Annotated in this window: 20 protein-coding genes and 1 pseudogene; 12 read left to right on the forward strand and 9 right to left on the reverse strand. The window is 57.6% G+C overall.

Features of this window, described 5'->3' with window-relative positions:
- Positions 1-5: 5 nt before the first annotated feature.
- Complete coding sequence (locus tag MNODULE_RS14560; protein ID WP_168061028.1) at positions 6-797, forward strand: hypothetical protein; 792 nt, start codon at positions 6-8, stop codon at positions 795-797.
- Between the two features lie 93 nt (positions 798-890).
- On the opposite strand, the gene MNODULE_RS14565 is transcribed toward MNODULE_RS14560, so the two are convergent.
- Positions 891-1,610: a pseudouridine synthase gene (locus tag MNODULE_RS14565; protein ID WP_202882219.1), complete on the reverse strand. Its 720-nt coding sequence runs from the start codon at positions 1,608-1,610 to the stop codon at positions 891-893.
- Positions 1,611-1,657: 47 nt separating this feature from the next.
- Positions 1,658-2,527, reverse strand: a complete 870-nt coding sequence (locus MNODULE_RS14570) for a 50S ribosomal protein L11 methyltransferase (RefSeq protein ID WP_168061032.1) — start codon at positions 2,525-2,527, stop codon at positions 1,658-1,660.
- Between the two features lie 233 nt (positions 2,528-2,760).
- On the opposite strand from MNODULE_RS14570, the gene MNODULE_RS14575 reads away from it, so the two are divergent.
- The 4 genes from MNODULE_RS14575 (at position 2,761) to MNODULE_RS14585 (ending at position 6,837) form a co-directional block, all read left to right on the forward strand.
- Positions 2,761-4,905: a YCF48-related protein gene (locus MNODULE_RS14575; protein WP_168061034.1), complete on the forward strand. Its 2,145-nt coding sequence runs from the start codon at positions 2,761-2,763 to the stop codon at positions 4,903-4,905.
- 143 nt (positions 4,906-5,048) lie between these two features.
- On the forward strand, positions 5,049-5,177 hold the full coding sequence (locus MNODULE_RS25090) for a hypothetical protein (protein WP_272953264.1): 129 nt from the start codon (positions 5,049-5,051) through the stop codon (positions 5,175-5,177).
- Between the two features lie 267 nt (positions 5,178-5,444).
- The gene (locus MNODULE_RS14580) at positions 5,445-6,539 is read left to right on the forward strand and encodes an SDR family oxidoreductase (RefSeq protein ID WP_168061036.1); all 1,095 of its coding nucleotides are present in this window, start codon (positions 5,445-5,447) and stop codon (positions 6,537-6,539) included.
- Positions 6,540-6,600: 61 nt separating this feature from the next.
- Complete coding sequence (locus MNODULE_RS14585) at positions 6,601-6,837, forward strand: hypothetical protein (RefSeq protein ID WP_168061038.1); 237 nt, start codon at positions 6,601-6,603, stop codon at positions 6,835-6,837.
- A gap of 70 nt (positions 6,838-6,907) precedes the next feature.
- Here MNODULE_RS14585 and MNODULE_RS14590 read toward each other — a convergent pair whose 3' ends face one another.
- Positions 6,908-9,025, reverse strand: a complete 2,118-nt coding sequence (locus tag MNODULE_RS14590) for a DUF4091 domain-containing protein (RefSeq protein WP_168061040.1) — start codon at positions 9,023-9,025, stop codon at positions 6,908-6,910.
- Positions 9,026-9,302: 277 nt separating this feature from the next.
- Positions 9,303-10,691, reverse strand: a complete 1,389-nt coding sequence (locus MNODULE_RS14595) for an MmgE/PrpD family protein (protein ID WP_168061042.1) — start codon at positions 10,689-10,691, stop codon at positions 9,303-9,305.
- 180 nt (positions 10,692-10,871) lie between these two features.
- On the opposite strand from MNODULE_RS14595, the gene MNODULE_RS14600 reads away from it, so the two are divergent.
- Positions 10,872-11,531, forward strand: coding sequence for a thioredoxin domain-containing protein (locus MNODULE_RS14600; protein WP_168061044.1), 660 nt, complete (start codon positions 10,872-10,874; stop codon positions 11,529-11,531).
- A gap of 44 nt (positions 11,532-11,575) precedes the next feature.
- Here the strand turns inward: MNODULE_RS14600 and MNODULE_RS14605 are convergent, their stop codons facing one another.
- Positions 11,576-12,154 (reverse strand): type 1 glutamine amidotransferase domain-containing protein, encoded by a 579-nt coding sequence (locus MNODULE_RS14605; protein ID WP_168061046.1) that lies wholly within the window; start codon positions 12,152-12,154, stop codon positions 11,576-11,578.
- A gap of 187 nt (positions 12,155-12,341) precedes the next feature.
- Here MNODULE_RS14605 and lexA point away from each other — a divergent pair, with 187 nt between their 5' ends.
- Positions 12,342-12,956 (forward strand): transcriptional repressor LexA, encoded by a 615-nt coding sequence (gene lexA, locus MNODULE_RS14610; protein ID WP_168061048.1) that lies wholly within the window; start codon positions 12,342-12,344, stop codon positions 12,954-12,956.
- Between the two features lie 96 nt (positions 12,957-13,052).
- Positions 13,053-15,746, forward strand: a complete 2,694-nt coding sequence (locus MNODULE_RS14615) for a DEAD/DEAH box helicase (protein ID WP_168061050.1) — start codon at positions 13,053-13,055, stop codon at positions 15,744-15,746.
- Positions 15,747-15,779: 33 nt separating this feature from the next.
- Here the strand turns inward: MNODULE_RS14615 and MNODULE_RS14620 are convergent, their stop codons facing one another.
- The 3 genes from MNODULE_RS14620 to MNODULE_RS14630 all read right to left on the reverse strand — a co-directional run bounded on the left by MNODULE_RS14620 (position 15,780) and on the right by MNODULE_RS14630 (position 19,551).
- Positions 15,780-17,897, reverse strand: coding sequence for an EAL domain-containing protein (locus MNODULE_RS14620; protein ID WP_168061051.1), 2,118 nt, complete (start codon positions 17,895-17,897; stop codon positions 15,780-15,782).
- A gap of 211 nt (positions 17,898-18,108) precedes the next feature.
- The gene (locus MNODULE_RS14625; protein WP_168061053.1) at positions 18,109-19,059 is read right to left on the reverse strand and encodes an SPFH domain-containing protein; all 951 of its coding nucleotides are present in this window, start codon (positions 19,057-19,059) and stop codon (positions 18,109-18,111) included.
- A gap of 57 nt (positions 19,060-19,116) precedes the next feature.
- Positions 19,117-19,551, reverse strand: coding sequence for an NfeD family protein (locus tag MNODULE_RS14630; protein ID WP_168061055.1), 435 nt, complete (start codon positions 19,549-19,551; stop codon positions 19,117-19,119).
- 262 nt (positions 19,552-19,813) lie between these two features.
- On the opposite strand from MNODULE_RS14630, the gene MNODULE_RS25095 reads away from it, so the two are divergent.
- From MNODULE_RS25095 to MNODULE_RS14645, 4 genes are all read left to right on the forward strand, one after another.
- Positions 19,814-19,945: a hypothetical protein gene (locus MNODULE_RS25095; RefSeq protein WP_272953265.1), complete on the forward strand. Its 132-nt coding sequence runs from the start codon at positions 19,814-19,816 to the stop codon at positions 19,943-19,945.
- Positions 19,946-20,214: 269 nt separating this feature from the next.
- Positions 20,215-20,790, forward strand: a complete 576-nt coding sequence (locus MNODULE_RS14635; RefSeq protein ID WP_168061057.1) for a hypothetical protein — start codon at positions 20,215-20,217, stop codon at positions 20,788-20,790.
- 189 nt (positions 20,791-20,979) lie between these two features.
- Complete coding sequence (locus tag MNODULE_RS14640) at positions 20,980-22,191, forward strand: hypothetical protein (protein WP_168061059.1); 1,212 nt, start codon at positions 20,980-20,982, stop codon at positions 22,189-22,191.
- 219 nt (positions 22,192-22,410) lie between these two features.
- Positions 22,411-23,655, forward strand: a complete 1,245-nt coding sequence (locus tag MNODULE_RS14645; protein WP_168061061.1) for a hypothetical protein — start codon at positions 22,411-22,413, stop codon at positions 23,653-23,655.
- A 39-nt stretch (positions 23,656-23,694) separates the two neighbouring features.
- Here the strand turns inward: MNODULE_RS14645 and MNODULE_RS14650 are convergent.
- A pseudogene (locus MNODULE_RS14650) lies at positions 23,695-24,729 on the reverse strand (IS481 family transposase).
- Between the last annotated feature and the right edge of the window lie 311 nt (positions 24,730-25,040).

Consider the following 25,040-nt stretch of genomic DNA (forward strand, 5'->3'; position numbering starts at 1 on the left):
TCATAATGGAAATGGAACGTGAAGGAGTCAGGGAGCCGTATCGAGAGACTTATCCAACAACGAGAGAATCTTCCCTCTATCCGGTGAGTCGAATCGGATGGGGCGCGGTGATCGCCGGTTTTTTTATCGCCACGGTGACGCAGATCTTACTGAATACGCTGGGAGTCGCCATCGGATTGAGCATGGTGGGGGCAGAGGGAGAGACGCCCGGCACTGCGATGGGCATCGGGGCCGGAATCTGGACGATTGTTTCGTCCGTGATTTCCGTTTTTGTCGGAGCGTGGGTCGCGGGCCGCTACACATCGATCCCTGAACGGGGGGAAGGATCTCTTCAAGGAGCATTGGTCTGGTCGCTCTCGCTGATCTTCTTTATCTGGATCGCCACCATGGGAGTCGGCACCGCCCTTGGGGGAATCATGGGATTGGTCGGACAAGGGATCCAAGGCGGAGCGCAGGGGGCCATCTCTCAAATGGGGCAAGGAGACCAGGAGGTCGGACGCGGCGCAGGTGGAACTCAGGCGGAGATGGATCGTGAATCGATGATCCAGAATCTGATGAATACCACCGGTCTGTCCCGAGAACAGGCGGAGCAAGCGGTCGACCAACTCGGCCTCGGCGCCGGCGGTCAGGGACAGGTCCAGCAGCAGGCGGCGGAAGCCGCCGAGACGACGGCGAAGTTTGGCGCCGCCGCAGCGTGGTGGTTCTTCATCACGGCGCTCTTGTCTCTCGGGGCCGCCGTATGGGGAGGACATCTCGGATTCTCACGGCGCGGGTACGACCGGCCGGCGAGAACCTGAGCGATCCTCTGTAGAGATTCTCCTGAAACGGTCCAAGACGCGCCGCTCTCACCGGCACGGATAGCGCTCGGGAAGCGGCGCGTCTTTTTATTTTCAAAGCGATTTATTTGGAGGAGCCGCCAGCCGCCGGACCTCCGACGGGGTCAGCGGCCGATGCCCCCCCGCCGGAAGATCCCCCAACGCCAGATCGCCGATTCGGATCCGGGTAAGCTCTTCAACTCGATAGCCGAGCGCCTCGCACATCCGGCGCACCTGGCGGTTTCGCCCCTCCCGGAGGGCCAGCGAAATCCACTCCTTACCTTCAGCCTGCCTCAGGCGGGTCGCTTCCGCCGGAGCGGTTTGTCCCTCCTCAAGAACAACACCCAACCGAAGCCGCTCCAAATCGTTCTCCGTCATCGTCCTGTTCAGCTTCACGTGGTAGATCTTGGAAACTTTTGACTCCGGCGCCGTGATTCGATTTCCCCACTGCGTATCATTGGTCAGGAGCAACAGTCCGGAGGTCTCTTTATCGAGACGACCGACCGGGAAGAGCCACTGTTCATCTTTTCCAAGGAGATCATAGACGGTTTTCCTTTCCCTTTCATCCGAACGGGTCGTCACCACCCCTTTCGGCTTATGCATCATCAGATAAACCGGGGCCGCAGAGCGGATGATTTGACCATCTACCCGGATCACCTCGCGGTCGGGATCGACGCGGACCTCCGGATTTCGAATCGATCGCCCATTCACAGAGACCCGCCCCGATTCGATCAGGGGCCGCGCCTGACTGCGCGAGGTAAATCCGAGCTTCGAGAGGGCGCGCCCGAGACTCACCTTCCGCTCCAGCGGGCGTCCCGGAGAGCCGGGGCGACCCCTTTTCGCTATTTTTTTCTCTTTTCCAGAAGAAGGGTGATCCATTCTCCCCTTTGTATTCTTCGAACCAGGGTAAAGCGCTCGCGATATCGGAGAAGAACGCCGCGCCATTCCGATGCCAGGATTCCGGAGAGGATCAGCGTTCCTCCCGGGCCGACCCGATCGGTCACGGCTTCAGAGAGTTCGATCAAGACCGGCGCAGTCACATTGGCGACGACCCACCAGTAGCGGGAACGGGAAGGAAGCGTCTCGCGAAAAACGATTTTGGAAGCCACCCCATTGATCCGCGCATTTCCTCTCGCCACGGCGAGGGCGACCGGATCGACCTCGACCGCCGTCACCCCGATTGCTCCCAGTTTCGCCCCGGCGATCGCCAGGATGCCGCTTCCCGTCCCGATATCGAGGAGCCTCCCCCGCTCCTCCTCCCCGATCCGTTTTTCCAAGAGGATCAGACAGCTTTTTGTCGTCGCGTGTGTTCCGGTGCCGAAAGCCATTCCCGGCGTCAGTCGAATAACCTCTCGCCCGGAACGGTTCGCAAGGGGAAAATGCCATGTCGCGCCGATCAACAAACGTTTCCCGATCCGCTGAACCGGAACGGAATGCTTCTGCCAAGCGGTCTGCCATGCCTCCTCCGGCCGGAGCGCGGTGAGAAGCGCGACCTTTCCCTTCGAGACCAGCCGGCGAAGCCCTTTCCGGATGGCGGCGACCCTTCCCTCCTCTTGAACAGGAAAAAAGACATGGAGGTGAACAAGGGCGCCGTTTGATTCGACCCAGACCCCGCCCGCTCCCTGCTCAATCAAGAACGCAGCGGCGCGCGCTTCATCCTCGGCCGGCACGGTCGCCTTGATCTCCCGCCAATGGGCGCCTTCGGTGGACATGGGGCGATTGTAACACGGAACCGGGCAGGGCTCCACTCCGACTCGGAAAATCATTGCACCCATTCTGCAAAGAGAATCAGGCCGCTGGAGTCGAGAGGCTCCATCCTTCGCTGATTTCGGAGTGATTCGAAAATCAGCGAATGGCACCTGCTTTGCTACTCTCTTAGGAGTAATTCCGAGCAAAGGCCGACCATCATTCAATCGGAATAGACCCTCTCTGTAAGAAAGAACTTGTGAACCCTGTTTCCTCTCGCCGTCTTATCTCGTTTCGATTCAAACGCACCCCCTCTTTCCGGGTCTTCGCGCCATTTTTCTTGTCACTCTCCCTCATCGCCTGCGGGAGCGGCGCCTCAACCTCTTCACCCAATCCCAAACTGCCCGATTCCCGATCGAAGCAGCCGGCTATCTCGGAGATACAGATCGCGCCGACGGAGACGACTCTCCTGGTCGGAGAGATCCGGCCGTTCGCGGCGACCGTCCTGGATGGCGCGGGCGAAGCGGTGATGGGGGTCGAGGTTTCCTGGAGGATCGCCGATCCGGAGGTGGGGCAGGTCGCCTCGGATGGCTCCGTGAAGGGACTTAATGTAGGAACAACAACCTTGACCGCCTTCATCGGAGAGGTCACCAGCAACGAAGCGTTTTTGGAGGTCGTGTCGCCCCCCCGGACCCCCCTCCCCGTCGACTCGATCGATTTGGACGGCCTTTCTCAGCCGCTCTTCGTCGGCAACGAGATCCGGCTCGTTGCAACGGCGAGGGATGCCGACGGGAAATCGATCCCCGGCGTGATCGTTACATGGAGTTCCAGCGCGCCGGGAATCGTATCGATCGATTCGAGCGGATCGGCAACGGCCCAGGCGGCCGGAAGCGCCACCGTCACCGCGACGGCGGAGAACGGCGTCAGCGGGTCGATGGTCGTGATCGTGCGCGACGATAATCTGAAACCGTCGGCGGAGATTGCCACCACCGCGAGGAGCGGGATCGCCCCCCTCACCGTCACCTTCGACGCCACGGGATCGTCCGACCCCGACGGTTCGATTCTCTCCTATACTTGGACCTTCGGAGACGGCTCCCCCCCGGGCAAAGGGGCGGTGATTGATCACACCTATCAAAACGCCGGCGAGTTCAAGGCCACCCTCGACGTCGCCGACAACAGAGGCGCCACCGGGACGGCGTCCGTCGCCATCACCGTGCATTCTCCCTCTCCCCCGCCCCCTCCAGGATCAGGTTGGCGGCCCAAGGGGATCAACGGCGATCTCTTCGGGGTCCACTTCGTTTCCCCCACCGAGGGATGGGCCGTCGGACTCAACGAGGTGATCGCATACACGACCGATGGCGGCGCCACCTGGACACTTCAGGAAAATCTGGTCTTCACCGGATCGCCCTCTCCCGAAGCCGCGCCGATCGACTTCTACGACGTCTTTTTTACCGATGCCCGAACCGGCTGGGCGGTCGGCTGGCCGGAGGCGATCTTCAAGACGACCGACGGCGGGGCGACCTGGGTGGAGCAGCACCTGCATCGCGGCTACTGGGGTGATCGCAACGGAGACGGAACGTGGGATCAGCGAGACTGGTGCACGACTTGGAACAGCGCCGATCAGTACTGCAGCAGAAAGGTCGGCGTCTACCTGCGCAAGGTCGTGTTTGCCGACAGCCGGCATGGGTGGACCGTCGGGCGCTTCGGGTTTATCTTCAAGACCGACGACGGCGGGGCGACCTGGCGGGCGATCCCGCAGACCGGCGCCGTCCGCCCCCTTCCGGTGCCGTGCACCTATCCGGCGGGACATTCGCAGGCCGGTCAGCCGCGGCCGGACGTGGTTTCTTACAATCCCCATCTCTTTACGGTCGATGTCATCAGTCCGAATGAGGTCTGGATCGGCGGCGGATCGGAGGCGGACGAGCCGTGCGCGACGGGGTGGCTTCGGATGCTCGGGCACACCACCGACGGCGGGCAGACGTGGCGGTTCCTCTACGAGGCCGAAAACGGCGGGCAGCTCGAAGGAAACGGTCGTCTCTTTGACATCAAGTTCAGCCGGAATGTGGACGGCTCGGCGGGGCCGATCGGCTGGGCGGTCGGGGGAAACGGCACGGCCCGCGCCAATGCTCTCCAGACAACCGACGGGGGTCAAACATGGCGCCAGGTAAGATCGGCGTCGAACTTCTCCAACGCCTATTACGGTCTTGCCCTCCTCTCCCCCTCCGACATTTGGATGGCGGGGTGGGGCGGGCTGATTCTCCACAGCAGTGACGGGGGAGCAAGCTGGCGGCAGCAGACAAGCGGGACGTCCAGCCAGCTGCGCCGGGTCTTTTTCTTCGATAAGAACCACGGCTGGATCGCCGGTCAAGGCCAGGTCTTCCGAACCGTGTCAGGAGGAGACTGACAAGCCCCCCTCTTTCGAGGGGATTGCCCAAAATTAATTTATCCCATAAAGTGATATACAATATCGGGGAGAAATGATCGCCGGATCGTCTCCCTTCTTTCATCACGAAGAAGAAAAAGCGTTTCATCGGAGGAGCCGTTAACATGTTCACCCCCTTTGTTCAGTTACGGATTTATTTTAAAATCTGGCTGCTCCAACGCGCGGTCCGGGCCCTGGAGGCCAAAGCCGCCAAGCCGGCGGTGGTTCAGAACACCACCGATTTTCAGAGATAATCTCTCCCGACCCCTCCTCCCCCGCAAGATAAAAATCACGCACTTTCATGCATGTTGATCCAAAACTTCCCGGGCCCCGGTACGTCTCATCCTCTTCCGCTCACCCCGTTTCTGTAATGTCCCTTCCAAATCAGGCCGCCTCATCCCCTCTCCCTCTCTTCTTCCTGCCGAACCGCAAGAAGGGGGAGGACGGGCGCCTCCATCCGGTACGGATATTGCTCTTTAATAAAGCAAGAAGTCTCACTTATGACCGACAGGGAGGGTTCGATGCGTAGGAGGATCAGCGATTCGGTTATCGTCATTACCGGTGCATCAAGCGGTATCGGCCGCGCCGCCGCGCTGGCCTTCTCGAAAAAGGGAGCATCGGTCGTCATCGCCGCTCGGCGGGAGCAACCGTTGCGTGAAATTGTCACGCAATGCAAAAACTTGGGAGGACGGGCCCTCGCGGTGCCGACCGACGTGACCGATGAAGCGGCCGTTCGGAATCTGGCGCGGCGCGCCGTCGAGCATTTCGGCCGGCTCGATGTCTGGATCAATAATGCGGCGGTCACCCTTTTCGCCCGTTTTGAAGATGCCCCGATCGAGGCCTACCGGCGTGTGATTGAGACAAAACTGTTCGGCTTTATCCATGGGGCACGGGCCGCCCTCCCCTACTTCCGCGAGCAGGGAAGCGGCGTGCTGATCAACAATGCCTCTCTCGCCGCCAAACTCTCTCAACCCTACCTGAGCGCCTACGTCGCCGCCAATCATGGCGTCCGAGGCCTGAGCATGAGTCTGAGGCAAGAGCTCCTGCTGGAGGGGGCGGAGAATATCCATGTTTGCACGGTGGTTCCGGCCAGCATCGACACGCCTCTCTACCAGCATGCCGGCAATTACACCGGCCGCGCCGCCAAGCCGCTTCCCCCGGTTTATACGCCCGACCAGGTCGCCGAAACGTTCATCCGTCTGGCAGAGAATCCGCGCCATGAGGTTTATGTCGGCAATGCGGCCCGCATGCTGAGTTTCGAATCACTTCTGGCGCCTGAAACAACGGAGCGACAACTTGCCGTCATGACCGACAAAATGCAGCTCCTGAAAGATCAACCGATTCCTCCCACGGCGGGGAACCTCTTCGAACCGCTCCCCGAGTGGACCGGTATTCGCGGAGGATGGAAGGTCAACGGTCATCTCTCCTTTCGCCGTGCCGCCGTCGCGGGGGCGGCGATCCTCGCGCCGATCTTGCTGATGGCATGGTTCCGTCTCGGCATGAGAACCGCTCTTCCGAGGAGAAGCGCGCCAAGCATGATCGATTTCCTAAGCCCGCTGGCGGAAGCCGTTGGACACGCGATCGCCGGTCGGATGTTCGGTCGCTCTATCCCTTAATCGAGAATAAGGATGGCGTTGCATCCTCATTTTAGAAAATCCCTTTTATAGAGAGGAAGCGATGGCGAAGAAAGAAGATCCGTGCCGCGGGTCGGCCTTGTGGCATGTCGGCATCGATGAGTTCCCCATGAACGATGAAAATCAAACCGCTTACCGGGTTGCGACCTCGGAATTGACCGCCGCCGAGAAAGCGGAAAAATTCGATTGGTGGTTTGCCGATCGGGCCGAGGCCGATCAAGCGAAGATGGTCCTGGAGCTGCACGGCTTCACCGTCTACGGGCCGGACCACGTCCCTTAGAATCATTCAGGTTGGTTTTTAAATTAGAGACGGGAGAGGGATCTTTTAGAATCCCTCTCCCGTTCAACGTTTAGCGGAGTCGAGCAAAAACCCGAATCTTCCTCCAAACCACCCCGCAGAAGGGGGAGAAAAAGAGGAGAAGATAAGCGACCGCTTCCATCGGGGGGGATGCCTCCCCCGTCGTTCTCAAGAGACTGCACCCGCCAAATTGCACACCGGAAGAAGATCCGCTCTCCCCGGTGGAGGGGGTAATCGGACCGGGATCTTTTGAGATCGGATCGGGATCTTTCGAGATGGGAGGATCCGATTCCGAATCAGGATCAGGGTCCGTTCCCGATCCGGCCCCGGCCCCGGCGTCAGGGTCCGGATCGGAACCGGGATCGGCCGGCGGAGGGGGTTCGGGGGAGGGGGTCGGCGCAGGATTCGCTCCACCCTGGAGAACCGATATCCGCGTCCCCATTTTCTCGCGGGCATCGTAGAGGAGGAGCGGGTTCTTGCTCCAGGTGTAGACATTCGTGACCACCTGGGCGACCTGCTCATCGGCATAACCTTCCTCGCCGAGGGTCTTCAGAAGATGCAGATACTCGTAATCTTCCATCCCCTCCCGAAGGAGCTTCAACCGGATCGACTCGATTGGAATGTGGCTCGTCCCGCCGATTTTGTTCGGCCGCCCCGGATAGTAGAGGGTCCCGTCGCCGTTGCCGCCGAAGTCGTACTGGCCGACCCAGGGATCTCTCCGCCCGTAGGCGTAAACCATGTCGTAGTAGAGCTCTCCCTGAAGATTATATTTGAAGCTCATCCACTCCATGATCCGGCTGAACGGAGCGGGGAGGTCGATCATATAGCTAGGCCAATCGAGATGGTACCCCTCCGAGTCGAACACTCCCCCCCCCACCATCCCGCAGCCGTGACTGCCGCAGGCCTGATACCACCAGGTCTCTTGGGGATATTTGCTCCGCTGATTCCCGATGGTTCCCGCGCCGCCGGGGACCTCGCCGCCCGGTTCCCGTCCGTACGGCTTGTTGTCCATGAACCGGATGGTCGGGATGAACAGGTCGATCAGACCGGCCGCATTGTTCGAGGTGGCGTTTTGAATGCTGGTCGTGACTCCCGCCATAAGTTCGGGGTCGGCCTGATGGAGCGCGTTGGCCCGGGTTCGAATCGTCTGCCAATGCGCGCTCGTGCTCGGCTCATCGAGGGTGTACTGGAAGAGACGATCGAACCATCCCTTCGCCTTCGCATGCGTCGCGATGCCTCGGAGAAAAGTGGTGTTCGTATCATGTCCCGAGAAAGACATACTATAGCTCGTCATCTTTGCCCCCGGGAGCTTTCCCCCCGGAAGCGCCTCGGTTCCATCGAAGAGGGGACCGAAGGTCGTATCGAATGGTCCCCAGCTGATCTGGCTGTTCGAGACCCCTCCCATAGCTTGCGGGGCCGGCAAATAATTTGTCGTCAACCGATGAAGCAGATTGGCTTTCGCGTAGAGCTTTACCAGTCTAAGATGGCTCGAACTGGGGGGGGAAGTATAAGAACCCAAACCATGCCCGACCGGCACAAGGTGGTAATCGATGGAGTGCGCCGACTTGAGGGTTGAAGTGGAAGGAAGGGTAAAATTCCAGACGGTCAGCTGAATCGGAACCACTACCGGGTTCCGGCCGGAGGCCGTCACGGTCGCCGAGCCGGTATAAACCCCCGCCGCCGCCGTGGACGGAACGTAGACCTCGATCCAGACCGGCTGGTTTCTGCCGGATGCGACAGAGAAGGGGAAGGCGTTTCGGACTTCGCCGAAGTAGGCATCCTTCTTCGGAATCAACGCGTCGGGCCATTCTCCCGTCGCCCCCTGGATAGTCGAAACGGTGGTCACGTTGATGTAAGCCTGATTATAAATCATGATCTGATCGGCAGGGATCGTATTGCCGTGATCGTCGCGCAGATCGCTCACATTCACATCGACACCCGAAAGGGCGCCGCTGTTCGCCGTCACCACCAGCTGGAAGGCTTCGAATTCGTTTTTGGCCGCTTTGAGGACCGCCGCGGTCTGGCTTGTTTTCGGAGAGGTTGTTCTTCGGATCTTGACGGTGGCGTGCTCCGTCCAGACGGTCATCGCACCGGCCGCGCCTGCGGACCAGAGCGACACAAAAAGGGTGAGCGCGGCGAGGGCCGTGGTTGCGAAAACAGACTTTCTCATTCCACCTCCATTACAAGGGCGTTGATGACAAGGGGGCGAGCGCCCCCTCCGGGAAGATCTCGGAAAAATCTCCTTACCGAGAGCAAGCTCTACAGTAAACCCACGGCCAAAGATAACAGAGATTATTATTGTGACTATTGGGAATTGTCTTATTACAGGGATGTGAAAACACTTAGAAGGGTTTTATCGATGACTTTTTGATGAAGGCGAGCGAAAAAGTGTGACGAGGAACACACCTTTTGGGAGAAGGTAAATAACCGAAATCGGGAAGGCCCGGCTATGAAGCCGCTTTTAGATCGGTCGAGAACTGAACCCGGGACAAAAGCCGCATAAGATCCCGCGATTGGATCTCTTCGATCCGGGAGACCGCCTCCCGAATATCGCGGCGCAGGGAGGCGTCCGCGTATCGCTTGCTGAGCTGCTCGAATTTCCGGGAGACGGTCTCCCACTGCATCGGGCGGGTGTAGAACCCTTCATAGTCCCGCTTTTCTTTGATGAGGGTCCGTCCATCCCGAAGCGAAACAGTCAGCCTGCACGGCATCTCATCGGGAAACCGCTCGCTGAAATCCTTTCGTGGACGGACGGTGATCTTTTGAAGAAGCGCTTGGACATCTTGCCGCTCGATCCGCTCCGGCAGATATTGCTCGGGTAGGACCTGATCATCCAAAAGGGCCACCGCCATCATATATTGCAAGCTGTGATCGGCCTGCTCTTTGTTTTGAACGACCGTTTTGTCCCCCTCCTCGCCGCCGCCGATGATTTTGTGCGCGACGTCGAAGATCTCGATCTCGATCCGTTCCACATCGGCCGGAGAGAAAGGGTCCTCCCGCTTGAGCTCCAAAATCCCTTCAATCGCCGATTGGGAATGAATCTCGGCGTTGTACTTCTTGATGATGGTACGCGTCACCCGTTCGAGATCTTCTCTCGACCAATCGATCTCAAACCGTCCCGCGATGCTCTCCATGAATCCCTTGTTTCCCTCGAAAACCTCCAAAGGACCGGTGATCCCGCGCATCGCCAAGAAGGCCGCGTGGGTTGCGCCGAAGGCGGTGTTCGGATAGGCCAGCCCCTTCCAATGGGAGAGGAGCCCCGTCCGGGTCACCCGAAGCGCGTTGAAGGCGGTTCCGCTGACGGCGACGGCATGCGCGGTCCGGGTCGGATCGAGACCGAGCGCCCGGGCCACTCCCGCCGCGGCGGCGTAGGACCCCTGCGTGGTATGATCGAACCCCTTGTCCCGGACGGGGGCGACGTCGCTTAAGCGACACTGAACCTGGTAGGCGACCGCCAGGGCCGCGAGGAGATCTTTGCCCGATCGATCCGAATACTCGGCGGCGGCCAGGACCGACCCGAGGTTGTCGCTCGGATGACAGGTTTCCCCCTTTGCCAGATAGCTGTCGTTGAAGTCGAGGTAGCGGACCAGGGCGCTGTTGTAGAAAGCGGCCCGATCGGGGGCGTTCCGCCCGCCGCCGACGAGGGTGCAGCGCTCGGCGCCGCCGAAGTCTTCCAGATGCGCCCGGATAAGCCGGATCGGCTCCCCATCGAGCGCCCCGATGGCGCAGCCGATCGAGTCGAGGATGCGGATCTTCAGCGCCTGACGGGCGGCATCGGAGAGGTTTTCGTAGGATGCATTGACGACGAATGAAGCGAGCTGTTCGACAAGGGTCATGGACGTCTCCCCTATTTTGAGAAGGATGCCGAGTGTGGCTTACCTCTAGCGTAAGGAATAGATGAGGGAGGTGTCAAGGAGGGCGATTGACTCTCCGGCCGTTCGTCTGTACACTCCTTCTTCGAAATGAAAAAGAAGGAGTCGCTAAAAGGAAAAAGGTCGAATCCACTTTTATGGATTGTGCTTCTGGCGGGAGCGGCCGCCGGTCTCTATCTGTTTTACCCGCTCCGTTCGGAAGCGCCCGTCCAAGCGGAGCGGCGTGAGGCCGAGAGCGCTCCCCCTGCTCCATTCAAACCGGTCCCGGCCAAACCGGTCCCGGCTCAATTTCCGGTCCGCGGAGCGCCGTCGGCGCCGGTGACAATCGAGGAGTTCTCCGACTTTCAATGTCCCTTCTGCGCCCGGAGCGTTTCAACCGTCAAGCGGATTCTCGAAGAGTACCCCGGCGAGGTCCGATGGATCTTCCGCCACTTCCCGGTCTTTGAGTCTCATCCGGACGCCCCGGCGATCCACATGGTTGCGATGGCCGCCGGCGAACAGGGCCGCTTCTGGGAGATGCACGACCTTCTCTTTGAAAACCGGGACCGCGTCGCCCGAGACGACATTTTCGGCTATGCCCGCCGGCTGAATCTCGACATGGCGCGGTTTGAGGCCTCCCTGGGCGATCGGAGTCTTATCACTCGGATGGAGGCCGATTATAACGAAGCGATCGAACGGGGGGTCCGGGCGACGCCGACCTTCTTCATCAACGGGCGCAAGGTGGAAGGGGCGATCCCCTATTCCCTCTTCAAACGAGAGGTCGAAACGGCCCTCGCCGCCGTAAAGGGAGCCGTGAAACCCTAATGCGGATGAATCCTTAGAGACGTCCCGGCGGGACGTCTCTACGCCTACGCCGCCTCTTCGTATTCCTCCATCTCTTGATAGTCGGAGAAAAGCTCGATCATTCCTTGATTAAAAATCGGGATATCTTTCGGAAAGCGGCTGCTGATCCAGTTGTCGTCATGCACCAGCGGCAGGTCCCACCAGCGTCCTCCGGCGTTGCGGATGTCGTCCTGGAGGGTGTAGTAGCCGGTTAACGTTCGGCCGTTGACCAGCCCCGCCGAGACAAGCAGCCACGGCGCGTGGCAGATAAAAGCGATCGGCTTGTTGGCCGCTTCGATCTTCCTTACGAACTCCTGCGCCTTCGGCTCCATCCGTAAAGCGTCGGCATTGATCGCCCCGCCGGGCAAAAGAACCGCATCATAATCATCGGGGTTCGACTGATCGAGCGTCTGATCGACATTGAAGCGGTCGGCCTTCTCATCGTGATTCATCCCCTGGACCTGGCCGGGATGGGGCGCAATGATGCTCGTACTCGCCCCGGCCTCCTCCAGCGCCTTCTTCGGCTCCGTTAACTCCACCTGCTCGAAATCATCGGTCACCAGAATCGCAACCCGCAGTCCCTCCAATCTGATATTCTCTGCCATGACGAACCTCCTTTCTATTAGAACAAACTTAGTCTTTTCCCCGGCGGCCTGTCTATTTGCCGCAAAGAGTTAACTCTTTCGAGTATGAATTTCTTCAATCTCCTCCAGATCCAATTCGCCGGCAAAATTCGCTTGACAGGAACACCGCAACCGGATAGTATTCATTTGAATACTATCCGGAGACAGAATGCCTCAACTGCTGACAGACCGTCAGGCCCAGGTCCTCCAATTTATTACCGGCTATCTCGCCGACCACGGATTTCCGCCGACGCAGCGAGAGATCATGCGGCGGTTTAAGATGAAGAGCACCCGGGGGGTCGCCCGCCATCTGGAAGCGCTGGAGAAAAAAGGCCATTTGAGCCGATCCCATCGCGGCGCGCGAGCGCTGGAGCTGCGCGGAGCAACCCGCGGCATTCCGGTGGTCGGAAAGGTCGCGGCAGGGGAGCCGATTTTGGCGACCGAGAATATCGAAGGGAGAATCGACCTCAATCGAAGCCTCGCCCGATGGAAAGATGCTTTTCTTCTGAAGGTAAAAGGAGACAGCATGATCCAGGCCGGGATCCTGGAAGGGGATTATCTTCTGGTGAAACCGCAGCCGGGCGCCGAGGAGGGAGAGATCGTCGTCGCCCTCTTGAATGGAGAGGCGACGGTGAAACGTTTTGAAAAAAAAGGAGAGCGCATCCTCCTCCACTCCGCCAACCCCGCTTATCGACCGATCGAGGTGACCCCGCAAAGCGGCGACTTCCGGATCATCGGAAAGGCCGTCGCGGTCATTCGCTCCCTGGAAAGCCCGATCGGTTGACTGAACCGGTCACGCTGAGCATCCGCGCTCATGAAAACCCCGCGAAGCATTTCTTTAATTTCATCATGTAAAAACCATCACACCCGGGAGGACCGAATGAAAATGCGGTTTCTGGAGAAGGTCGGGATCGATACCGACGTCATCCCGATCTGGGAGAAGCGTTACGGACCGGAGCTCCTCCCCGTCCAGGAAAAGGCGATTCAACAGACGTCGCTCCTTCAAGGGGGCAACCTCGTCGTCTTTGCTCCCACGACTTCCGGAAAAACCTTCATCGCGGAGATCCTGGCGATCTTCGCGATCCGGAAAGGGAAACGGGTCTTCTATCTGGTTCCCACCAAGTCGCTCGCCGAGGAAAAGTTCGCTCAATTCCGGGAGGCGTACCGATCCCTCGGCATTGTCACGGCGATCTCCACGCGCGATCATCGGGAGTGGGACGCGGCGATTCTGTCGAAGGGTTTCGATATCGCGATCGTCGTTTATGAGAAACTTCAATCGCTCCTGGTGACCCGTCCGTGTCTGCTGGAGGAGGTCGGCGTGGTGATCCTTGACGAGCTTCAGATGATCGCGGACGAAGAGCGGGGCCCCACGATCGAGCTGCTCCTGACCAAACTCCTTCACGCACGGGTCCGGCCGCAATTTCTGGGGCTCTCGGCGGTCCTCGGCGAGGGAGAGGCGCTGGCCCGCTGGCTTCAGGCTGATCTTTTAATCGAGGAGAAGCGGCCGGTTGAACTGCGGAAAGGAATTTTCTGCCGCGGGATTTTTTCGTATCGGGAACACAACAGCGGCAAGGAAGGAGAAGAGCTCTGGAAAGAAATGCGGGGGGAGGAAGAGATCGATCTGATGGTTCCCCTCGCCTCTTTTCTCGGCGGGGAGCGGGAAGAGTCGACCTTGCTTTTTCTCAAAGATAAGCCGACGGTGGAGAGCGCCGCCGTCAAAATCGGCGAGCAGGTCGGCCTTGCCCCCGCCGAGGAGGCGGTCGAGGAGCTGCTGGCGTTGGAAGAGACCACGGCCCGCGACTTTCTGATCCGGCTCCTTCGAAAAGGGATTGGAATCCATCATGCCGATCTTCCCCTGGAGCAGCGGCAGGTGATCGAGCGGCACTTTCGGATGGGGGCGATCCGCATCCTCGCCTCGACAAGCACCCTGGCGATGGGGATCAACTGCCCGGCGAAAAATGTCCTGATCGAATCCCGCCAGTGGCATTACTTCCGGCGTTATCACGGGACCGACACCCGGCCGCTCCCCCGCTCCCTCCATGAGAACATGGCCGGCCGGGGAGGGCGCTACGGCTACATCGGCGATTTCGGCCGGGCGATCCTGGTGACCCATTCTTCGTTCAGAAAAAAAGTCTGGATGGATCAATATATCGCCGGGATGATCGAGCCGCTGGAGCCGGCCCTCCGAATGGAGGAGATAGAAGAAATCCTCCTGAACCTGGTTGCCTCCGGCGAGGCGGCGACGTCAAAGGAGCTGGCGGGGTTTCTCAAATCAACCTACACCGCTCAACGCAGATGGAAAGAAAAAGCGGACAGTCTCGAACCGCTCATCGCATCGGCCGTTGAGAAGTGCCAAAACCAGGGAGCCCTTCAAGCGGTCGGAGAAAATCGCGTTGTCGCGACCGGGTTGGGACAGATCACCGTGCTGAAGGGAATCCGGCTCGCGACCGCCGTCGAGATCCGTCATTGGATGAAAACAACCGATCCGAGCCGCCTGACCGATCTGGAGATTCTCTACGCGCTCGCCCTCACCGAAGACGCAAAGCGGATTTACATTCCCCTCCCTTACCGGGAGCGCCGGTCTCGGAATTACCCGAGCCTCCTCCGGAAAGAAATTGCGCATCAACAGGAAGGAGGGAAAGAGATCTTTCAGCCGCGCTCCGGCGCCGTGCGGCCGAGCGAGGCGGAGGAGGCGCGCGCCGTCAAAAAAGCGCTGCTCCTTCAAGAGTGGATCACCTCCCGGTCGACCGTCGAGATCGAGCAGTTGTACGACCTCCATGCCGGCGCGATTGCGCGGATCGGAGAGGCCTTCTCCCGGCTGGCGGAGGCGGCCTCGGCCCTTGCCCGGGAGATCGGCTGGACGCCGGAGACGGTCCGGAGCCTCTCCGAGCTTTCCGAGCGGCTCCTCCAAGGGGTCACCGTCCAAGGGCTGGCGTTGTCGCGAATACACATCAGCGGATTAAGCCGAACCGCCATCGCCCGTCTGGTCAGGGAGGGCTACGACAGCCCGGAGGCCCTCCTCTCTCTTCCGATCGAGATTCTGGAGAAATATCTACCGGGGCGGGTCGCCGCGGCCCTCTTTCTCCAACTCCATGCAGACAAGGCTCAGAAACAGGGAGAGGATCAAAATTTCTATCGGCAAAGGGATCACGCCCGCGAGCCGTCGCAGGAATACCCTTCCCGGTCCGAGGCTTCCCCCGTTTTGTCGATCGATTTGGATCAGCAGTTGATCACTTACAAAGATATTCGGGTCGAGCTCTCCTCCTATCCCTTCAAGCTCCTGGCGGCCCTCGCCCGAACGCCGGGCCGGGTGGTCAACAAGGTCGCCCTCTACGATGCGCTTTATGGAAGCGCGGAGAAAGAAGACGAAGATGACAGGCCGTATGAGCGTCAGCTCGCCGACCACAAGAGAAAAATTTTAGCGCAGATCCGGAAAGCGGTGGGAAACCAGAAAAAGCGGGTGATTCTCTCCGAAGAGATCGAGAATCTCATTGCGGTCCGCCGCGGGGTGGGATATACATTGAACCTGAATCAGAGGGAAGTGTCGATCCATAAAGAGACGGCGCTTCGATAAGACAACCGAGACGCGCCGGTTGCAAGCGTCGCCTCACTCCTCCTGATCCAATTGCATCGACCATGGAGCGCTCAGTTTTTTCTCAAGCGCTTCGGAGGAAAGCGGCTTGCTGAAGTAATAGCCCTGCATTCCATCACACCCGTTTGCGCGTAAAAACTTTAACTGCGCCGCGCTCTCAACCCCCTCTGCGACCACCTTCAGGCCGAGGTTCCGCGCGAGGGCGATGATGGAAGTTACAATCGCCGCGTCGGTGGCGTTTGTTTCAATCTCCCGAACAAAGGATTGGTCGATCTTCAGAATATGGATCGGAAAACATTTCAGATAACGAAGGGAGGAGTAACCGGTGCCGAAATCATCGATCGAAATCTGAACCCCCAGCTTGTTCAATTCAGTTAATATCGAAACCGTTCTCTCTTCATTCTCCATCAGCATGCTCTCCGTTAATTCCAAACCAAGATGCCGCGGAGAAAGGCCTGTCTCCCCTAATATCCGTTCAACGGTTTCGATCAGTTGCGGCTGCTTGAACTGACGGATCGAGAGGTTGACCACCATGTGCATCAAGGGGAGGTTCGCCTTCTGCCAGGCGGCCGCCTGCGCGCAGGCGGTGCGCAGCACCCACTCCCCGATCGGCACGATCAGCCCCGTCTCCTCCGCAATCGGAATAAAATCTTGGGGACTCACCAGTCCCAACGAAGGGTGTTGCCAACGCAAAAGCGCCTCCACGCTGGTAATGCAACCGGTCTTCAGATCGACCTGGGGCTGATAGTGAATGCGGAACTCTTCCCGCTTCAATGCATAACGGAGACTGCTCTCCAGCGTCAGCTGCGCGATCGTCGCCGTGTTCATCTCGGCGGAGTAGAATTGATAATTATTCCGGCCCATCTGTTTGGCGCGGTACATGGCGGTGTCTGCATTCTTCAACAAAAGATCAATGTCGTCGCCGTCGAACGGATAAAGGGTGATTCCGATGCTCGGCGTGACAAAAAGCTCCGGCCCCTGCAACCCGAACGGGCGCGAGAAATCGTCGAGGATTTTCTGGGCCACTTTGGCGGCATCATGAACGGAGGTGATATTGGTCAGAACCACGGTAAACTCGTCGCCGCCGAGGCGGGCGACGGTATCGCTTTTCCGGACGCAATGCGTCAGCCGGCCGGCGGCCTCCTTCAGCAACAGATCGCCGACGGTATGACCGAGCGAATCGTTGACGAGTTTAAAGCGATCCAAGTCGAGAAAAAGGAGCGCCACCAGTTTTCCGTTGCGGCTTGCCTGAGGGAGCGCTTGGCGCAGCCGATCCTGGAAAAGAGTCCGGTTCGGAAGTCCGGTCAGCTGATCGAAATGGGCCAGATCGATCAGCCGCTCCTCGGCCCGCTTCCAGTCGGACACATCGCGGAAACTCCAGACCCGCCCGACCGGTTGCCCGTCCAAAAGATGGGGTTGCGAGAGTTGTTCAAAGACCCTTCCATCCTTGAACTCCAGCAGATCGAAACTCTCTGCAAGGGGGTTGGCGTATACCTCTTTGATCTTGGCGAGGAACCGCTTCGGGTCCTTCAACTGCGTCATGACGAACTTGAGGGCTTGCGTGTTATCCTTCGTATCGAGGATCCGTTGCGGAATCCGCCACATCGTTGCAAATTTCCGATTAAAGCGGATCATCTTCCCGTCTTGATCGACGACCAAAAGACCGTCTGCCGTCGCCTCCAGGGTCGATAAAATCAGGGAGGCCGACCGTTTGAGCTCACCCTCGGATCGCGCCAGCGCCTTCTTCGTCCGCTCGTCGGAAAGCACCCGCTCGACCGCCTCCGGGAGGTAATCGAGGTACGCGGTCGATTTCGTCACAAAATCACGAACGCCCGACCGCAGCGCCTTGATAATGGTCGCCTCATCGCTGAACGCCGTCACCATGATGACAGGAAGATCTTCTCCCTTCGCTTTTAGATTCATATAAAAATCGAGGCCGGTCATTCCCTTTGGAAGGGTATAATCGAGCAGGACCAAATCAATTTCTCCCTCTACCACCCTTTCCTCCCCCTCTTGAGCGGTCGCGGCGGTAAGGATCTTGTAACCGGCCCGTTCCAAGCACCTGCGCTCGAGGACCGCCGTGGTTTCGTCATCTTCGACGATGAGGATGGTTTCTTGAGGTTTGTCGGTCATTGGCGAGTCAATCCGGATTGACCTATCAAGGAGAGGGCGATGTTGTTCTGTCGGGAGTTCAACCGGTATACCGAGCGATGCAGAAGAAGAACGACGGCACTTTACCCACATTCTTCAATAGATTAACAGGTTTTAGTCTGTTGTCAATTTGAGGTAACGGCGAAAGAAAGATCTTTCACAGGGACAAGCGGATAAACAAATGAAACAAGATTTATCGTCGGGATACGGCAGGCGGCGGCTCCGGATTGGCGCCGGGGCGGATGATGCTCATCGCCATCGCGATCATGGCGCTCACGTCGCTGAGCGTGGCGGGGACCACGAGGGTGTTTCCCTCTTTGGCCAGATTTCCGAATTGATCGATATATTGTTCGGCCACCCGGAGTTGAACCGCCTGGTAGCCGCCGGGGGATTGGATCGCTTCGGCGATCTTGCGAATTCCCTGCGCGGTCGCTTCCGCCACGGTGAGGATGGCGGCGGCCTGCCCTTCCGCCTCGTTGATCTGCTGCTGTTTGTTCGCTTCCGAGGCCTTGATCACCTGCTGCTTCTCCCCTTCGGCCGCATTGATGGCCGAATCGCGGACCCCCTCGGAGTTGAGGATCACCGCCCGCTTCTCCCGCTCGGCCCGCATCTGTTTTTCCATGGCGGCAAGGACATCTTCAGGCGGGGTGATGTTCTTGATCTCATAACGAAGCACCTTGATCCCCCACGGCTCGGTGGCTTTGTCGAGCTCGCTGACGACCGCCAGATTGATCGTGCTCCGCTCCTCGAAGGTGCGGTCCAATTCAATTTTTCCGACTTCGCTCCGGAGAGTTGTTTGCGCCAGCTGGATGATGGCGAAGGTGTAATCGGTGACGCCGTAGGAGGCTCGCTCCGGATTCATCACTTTGAGATAGAGTACCCCGTCCACGCCGACCTGGACGTTGTCCCGGGTGATGCAGAGCTGCTCCGGAATATCGAGCGCCTGTTCCTTAAGAGAGTGGCGGTATCGAATGGCATCGAGAAAAGGGAGCAGGATGTGGAAACCGGCGTCGAGCGTCCCGCTGAACTTTCCCAGCCTCTCGACCACGTAAGCGCTCTGCTGCGGCACCACCACGGCGGTCTTCGCCAGAACGATGATCACCACCGCCGCCAGGACCAGCACAACAATCATCCCTTCACTCATTGTTTCTCTCCCCTTTGGTTCATTCCGTTTCTCGAACGACCCCCGACGGAGATCCCTTCACCCGCTCCGCACCCACAAGGTCAAACCTTCCACCTGAATAACCCTGCATCGCTGGCCTTTGGTCACCGGGCTTTCGCCGACATTCCGCGCGCTCCAGGCCGCCCCTCTCAGCTCTACCTTCCCGATTGCATCGACCGCAATCGGATCGAGCACAACGGCAACCTCCCCGACCAGACTGTCGATCTCTCTGCCCGTATCGGCCGCTTGGAACCTTTTCAGCAGCGGCTGCCGGAAAAACAATAATGTAACGATCGAAAACAGAGAGAAAAGCAGCCATTCCATCCACTCGGGCCCGGTGAATTTAAACGCCGCGAGCGACCCCACGATCAGGGCGCTGGCGCCGAAGAAAATGAGATAGAATCCGCCGGGGGTCATCATCTCCGCCAGCAAAAAGAAGAGGCCCAATAACAGCCACCCCCACCAAGGCATCATTTCACGCTCCAATCTACACGCTGCAAGAGAAACCGGCTAAGTATAAACAGAGGCGAACGAAGTATATCAAAGGGAAGTCCGCTGTCAAGAAAACCCGCTAAGACGCGGAGCCCATCGTACGGCTCAATCGATCTACCCAGAATCCAGCTAAAAACCGAAGAAAGACCATTCAAAGACCAAGATCGCTTTTCTCTCCTCTGTTACCCTCCGGATTGTAAAGAAGAAGAACGCTTCACAATCGATCAACCAGGGAGGTGCTTCAATGTCAAAAGAGATCCTATATTTTCTCCTGTTAATCGCTCCCATCATTCCGGCGTTTGTGGTGCTCACCCACGACACAGACCTGCCGAAAGAAACCAGGACAGGCGGAGCCGAACGGCTGCGTAAGGACTAGGGGAATGATGCGACATAAAAGGGAGGGGGTGGATCTTATCCGCCCCCTCCACGCGCTTTCGGATCTCCGATATTCGAAAACGGATTCCGGAGATCGGAACGTCTCCGTCGCGATGCGCCCCCCTCATCCCAGGTGAGGCGCTCTTCTCAACCGTGCGCTCCGAATTAAACCGATACCCCGGTTCCGCTGCTCTGAAACAAGGGCCCTTTCTTTGCAAAACCGCTTGATCGAGGCTGCACGGACGAGCCTTTGAGTAGGAGGGTCACCCCATGATCGTTCCCCTCTCCGCGCTATATGAACCGGCCGATTCCGCGCGCATCTACTTTGTGATTCTTGATCGGGAAATTTCCCTTCCGCCCGACGGGGCCGCCTCTTCTTGGAACTCAACCCAGATTGGAATCTGGGCGAGCAAAGGGCAGGTGATCGCGGTGCGGAATTCCCGATTTATTCCGGGCATCGATACCGCCGCGGTGGAAGTGGTCTCTTTCCACCAGGCCTATCTGGTCAAGCCTGACCTGAGCGATTTGATTCTTTATCAACGCAAAACCAAAAACGGCATCCTGATCAGCGCTCTTGAAAAAAGAGCGCTCTCCATGGTCGTGAAGAGAGCAGGCGAGGCCATCCCCCTTCCGGAGAGCGCTCCCTTCGATCGGACGGCGGAGCGGCTCATGGAAGGGAGGATGACGCTTCAGCAGCTGACGACCGGGCGGTCCGGAAATATCATCGTCGATCCTCGCGAAGAGACAACCGATAAAACCGGATTGATCGAGCTGGTCATCGTTCCGCGCGGCGTTCTCTTCCGGACCCTCAACCGTCAGCCGGTTGAAAACAGGTACATTTCCTAAGTTCATTGACAGAATTCAGCAGCCGGGCTATCTTAATGATTACTGAGGATGGAACAGCCGGTCAAGCGGCCCGCATTCTTGCAGCGACGCTCTCCGCTCTTAATATTCGCCTGTCTTCTCGTTTGCCGTTTTATCCGATTCCATGCTTTTTCTCCAAACAGCTCATCAGAGCATAACGAAAGGATACCGATGCGTCGATGGACACTCGTCCTTTTGGCCATTCCGATCGGGTTATGGTCGACTTCACCTTGGGGCCTTTCTGTTTATGCAGAAGATTCGGCGATAGACGAAATCATGGAAATGGCCGACGACGGAGAAGCGACTTCGTCTCAACTTGAGGATCAAGCGACCATTCGGAACCATCCGCTCTGGCAGGGAAAGCTTCGCAGACAGGAACAGAGTATTCGGATGAGAGAATTCATCACTGCCTTGAAAAAGATTCAGATGAGAACCGAGCGGTCTCTTTTTCAGGAATTCATCGACGATCTCGGCGTCAGAAGAATCGTCGAATATATTGAAGGGATAAACCCCTTCTGCCATGGCGAGTTGCATGCCCTCGGAAGCATTATCCGCGAGCGGACCAACAACCTGGAAACCTCTTTTCAGCTTTGTCAGGATGCCTGCACCTATGCCTGTCTCCATGGGGTCTTGAAGACCCACTTCTCAGATTATCAGATCGAGCAGGCCGATTTTTCTCTGAACGAGGGGGGGCTCACCCTGGAGACCGAGCGGCTGAAAGAAGATGTCCACCAGCTCTGTAAAGAAGACTCCATCGTCATGCAGGATTTTTATCGCGGGAATTGCGCCCATGCGGTGGGACATGCCTTCGCCAACATCGCACAGAACGTCCCGACGGCAAAAGAGTACTGCACTCTCTTCGAGGAGGCCGCCATGCAGTACTACTGCCAGTCGGGTCTCTTCATGGACCTGCGAGATGAAATTCAGAAAGAGCTGACCTCCCATCCCGTAGGAGAGAGATGGGAAACAGCAGTGGCCTTTTGCCTCGACAACTCCCAGTGGCCGAGCGCCTGTCTTCATTTCTTCCTGGGACATGCGACCGATCTTCGCCAAATCGATGCAGTCGCCCTCAAATGCACAGAATTGAAGGGAAGGTCTCGCCTGAGCTGTTTTTTCGGCGTGGGAACCTTTAGCAGCGCCTATGTCGCCGCGTACCCCAAAGAGGTCAATTATACCTGTCAGTACGGAAGTCTGACCGATCGAAAACTCTGCGTCAGCGGCCTCTTCCTTCGAAAAAAGGGCCATAGCGGGGCGGCGGCGCTGAAGGTCGCCTGCCAAACGATGAGAGACGAGGAGTTGAAATCGGTCTGTCAAGATCAAACGCGCCGCTACCTCTATCAGATCGACAACCCGGTAATGGGTCTGATGTTCGACGAAGGATAATGCATTTCTCGTGATGCATCGAAAGCAGAGAAGCGCTACTTTTTATTGACAAAAACAAAATGACCGGGTTATCTTAGGTATTATTTATGAATGGAATCAGTCCTCAACGATAATACCTCCTGCGGAATGGCTTTCCCTCTCTCGTTACCGGTTTCTCTTCTCCCTCTTTTCCGATCCATTCATGTTTCGTAATATTACTTTGAAAAATGAAGGATCTTTATGCTTTCGAAACTTTCGAAGTTCACTGTTTTGGCGACTCTGGTCGGGTTGGGGTTGGCTTCATTCTGGAGCCTCTCGATTTCTGCAGAAGAGTCGACGATGGATGCGATCGAGCACGAAGTAGCCCATGAAATGACACACGGAATGGCCGATGACGGGGAGATGACTCCGTCTCGATTCGGGGATCAAGAAATCATTCGGAATCATCCTCTCTGGCTGGGAAGGCTTCGGGGGCAGGAACAAAACCTTCGGATGAGAGAGTTCATCACCGCCTTAGAGCAGATTAAAACGAGGACGGAGAGATCGATTTATCTGGAATTCATCGACGATCTCGGCGTCAGAAGGATCGTGGAGCACATTCAAGGTCAAAACCCCTTCTGCCATGGCGAGCTCCATGCCCTCGGAAGCATTATCCGCGAGCGGACCAACAATCTGGAGACCTCTTTTCAGCTTTGTCAGGATGCCTGCACCTATGCCTGTCTCCATGGGGTCCTGAAGACCCACTTCTCAGATTATCAAATCGAGCAGGCCGACTTTTCGGAAAAGGAAGACGGTCTCTCCACCGAAACCGAACGGCTGAAAGAAGATGTCCACCAGCTCTGTAAAAAAGACTCTACCGCCGTGCAAGATTTTTATCGCGGGAATTGCGCCCATGCGGTGGGACATGCCTTCGCCAACATCGCACAGAATGTCCCGACGGCAAAAGAGTACTGCACCCTTTTCGAGGAGGCGGCCATGCAGTATTATTGCCAGTCGGGTCTTTTCATGGAACTACGCGAGGAGATTCAAAAAGAATTGGCGCAGAATGCCGCGGGCGAGCGATGGGAGGCGGAGATGGATTTTTGCCTCAACAATTCCCAGTGGCCGAGCGCCTGTCTTCATTTCTTCTTGGGACGTCCGACTCAACTCCGCCAGATCGATGCCGTCGCCCTCAAATGTACCGGATTAAAAGGGAAACCCCGCCTGAGCTGCTTTTATGCAGCGGGCGCTTATGGCCATTCTTACATCGCTGCGCAGCCCAAGGAGGTCAATTATACCTGTCAGTATGGAAATGCAACCGATCGAAAACTCTGCGTCAGCGGCCTCTTCCTCCGTAAGAAAGGCCATGAGCGGGCGGAGGCGTTGAAGGTCGCCTGCCAAACGATGAGAGACGAGGAGTTGAAATCGGTCTGTCGAGATCAAACGCGCCGCTACCTCTATCAGATCGACAATCCGGTAAAAGGCTTGATGTTCGACGAAGGATAATGTGTCCTGAACGATACTTGAGTGGACACTGTTTCGCTGTTATGCGATCTTCTTCTCCTGCGCCAGATGCAGACTGTCTAGAAAAGTCTGCATCGGCGGTCTTCCTTGACAGCGTTTGCCCTAGTGGGTTCGCTCTTGATTATAAATGTGAACCCACCCATCCAGATCCGCCTGTAGTTCCTCCAGGGTTTGATAAATTTTCTTCCTGAAGGCGATTCGGTAAAACTCGTTCTGGACCGTTTGATGGAAGCGCTCTGCAATCCCATTGGTCTGCGGGTTCTGCGCCTTTGTCTTGCTGTGCTCGATCTCGTTGAGTTGCAAATACAGCTCATAGGGGTGCTGATCTTCTCTGCCACAGTACTCGGTGCCCCGATCGGTCAAGATCCTCAAGATGGGGATCCCCTGCTCCTCGAAGAAGGGCAGCGCTTTGTCGTTGAGACAATCGGCGGCGGTCACCGGCATCTTCGCCAAATACAGCTTGGCAAAAGCGACCGCAGAGTAGGTGTCGATCACGGTCTGCTGATAAATTCTTCCGACCCCTTTGATGTAGCCGAAGTCCTTCGTGTCTTGCCCCAAGAGGTATCCTGGATGATGCGTCTCGATCTCCTCGATGGAATCCTGCCGCTCCCGGCGCGCCGCTTCCAGAGCAGCCAGCTGCGCTTCGGTGAAAACGATCCCTTCGGCCGCCGCCTTCTCTTCCAGACGCAGCAGTCTCTGACGAAAGGTCTGCAGGCCATGGCGCATCCAAATCGAGCGAACCCCTCCGGGAGAGACCAGAATCCCTCGACGTCTGAGTTCGTTGGAGGCTCGGACCTGACCATAGGCCGGATACTCCAAGGCAAGGGTCCCCACCGCCTCTTCTACCTCCGGGGCGACTCGATTCTTGATACACGGTTTCCTGCGGCTCTTCTCTTTGAGTCCTTCCAATCCCTGTTCATTATAAGCGGTCTTGATGTCATAGAAATGCTGCCGGGAGACTCCCATCACCCGACAGGCCCCTGAGACATTCTTTAAATATTCGGCCAACTCTAGCAAACTCATTTTGTTTCTGATAATCTTCTGTTCTGTGGTCATGGTCTCCTCCGAATCATTGGGGCTGCTACCCCAATGATTGTTTGTGTGCAGGAGGAACCTGACCACACTTTCTCGTTCCCTGTCAACTCAAGTTAAATCGATTACACTTTATCAACATGTTCTCTCCTCATTAAGAACTGTAACTTGTGTTTGGAAGCATACGTTTTCTTTTAGAATACCAAAATTGTGAATGATAAAGTAAAGTGGGCCCACTTGGAAGGTTCGCGATAATGTAAAATGGACCCACCCCCATTCAATGATCCTGTATGATCGGTTGGACCGAGATACAGGAGGAAGGAGATGGTGGGAGT

It is taken from the genome of Candidatus Manganitrophus noduliformans (assembly GCF_012184425.1).
Lineage (GTDB): Bacteria > Nitrospirota > Nitrospiria > SBBL01 > Manganitrophaceae > Manganitrophus > Manganitrophus noduliformans.

Bases quoted from the DNA above. Each gene is read 5' to 3' on its own strand.
- lexA (WP_168061048.1), top strand. From the start codon at position 12,342: ATGCCTCAACTGCTGACAGACCGTCAGGCCCAGGTCCTCCAATTTATT.
- MNODULE_RS14595 (WP_168061042.1), bottom strand. From the start codon at position 10,691: ATGACCCTTGTCGAACAGCTCGCTTCATTCGTCGTCAATGCATCCTAC.
- MNODULE_RS14625 (WP_168061053.1), bottom strand. From the start codon at position 19,059: ATGAGTGAAGGGATGATTGTTGTGCTGGTCCTGGCGGCGGTGGTGATC.
- MNODULE_RS25095 (WP_272953265.1), top strand. From the start codon at position 19,814: ATGTCAAAAGAGATCCTATATTTTCTCCTGTTAATCGCTCCCATCATT.
- MNODULE_RS14585 (WP_168061038.1), top strand. From the start codon at position 6,601: ATGGCGAAGAAAGAAGATCCGTGCCGCGGGTCGGCCTTGTGGCATGTC.
- MNODULE_RS14570 (WP_168061032.1), bottom strand. From the start codon at position 2,527: ATGTCCACCGAAGGCGCCCATTGGCGGGAGATCAAGGCGACCGTGCCG.
- MNODULE_RS14645 (WP_168061061.1), top strand. From the start codon at position 22,411: ATGCTTTCGAAACTTTCGAAGTTCACTGTTTTGGCGACTCTGGTCGGG.
- MNODULE_RS14580 (WP_168061036.1), top strand. From the start codon at position 5,445: ATGCGTAGGAGGATCAGCGATTCGGTTATCGTCATTACCGGTGCATCA.
- MNODULE_RS14620 (WP_168061051.1), bottom strand. From the start codon at position 17,897: ATGACCGACAAACCTCAAGAAACCATCCTCATCGTCGAAGATGACGAA.
- MNODULE_RS25090 (WP_272953264.1), top strand. From the start codon at position 5,049: ATGTTCACCCCCTTTGTTCAGTTACGGATTTATTTTAAAATCTGGCTG.
- MNODULE_RS14630 (WP_168061055.1), bottom strand. From the start codon at position 19,551: ATGATGCCTTGGTGGGGGTGGCTGTTATTGGGCCTCTTCTTTTTGCTG.
- MNODULE_RS14615 (WP_168061050.1), top strand. From the start codon at position 13,053: ATGAAAATGCGGTTTCTGGAGAAGGTCGGGATCGATACCGACGTCATC.
- MNODULE_RS14605 (WP_168061046.1), bottom strand. From the start codon at position 12,154: ATGGCAGAGAATATCAGATTGGAGGGACTGCGGGTTGCGATTCTGGTG.
- MNODULE_RS14635 (WP_168061057.1), top strand. From the start codon at position 20,215: ATGATCGTTCCCCTCTCCGCGCTATATGAACCGGCCGATTCCGCGCGC.
- MNODULE_RS14560 (WP_168061028.1), top strand. From the start codon at position 6: ATGGAAATGGAACGTGAAGGAGTCAGGGAGCCGTATCGAGAGACTTAT.
- MNODULE_RS14640 (WP_168061059.1), top strand. From the start codon at position 20,980: ATGCGTCGATGGACACTCGTCCTTTTGGCCATTCCGATCGGGTTATGG.
- MNODULE_RS14590 (WP_168061040.1), bottom strand. From the start codon at position 9,025: ATGAGAAAGTCTGTTTTCGCAACCACGGCCCTCGCCGCGCTCACCCTT.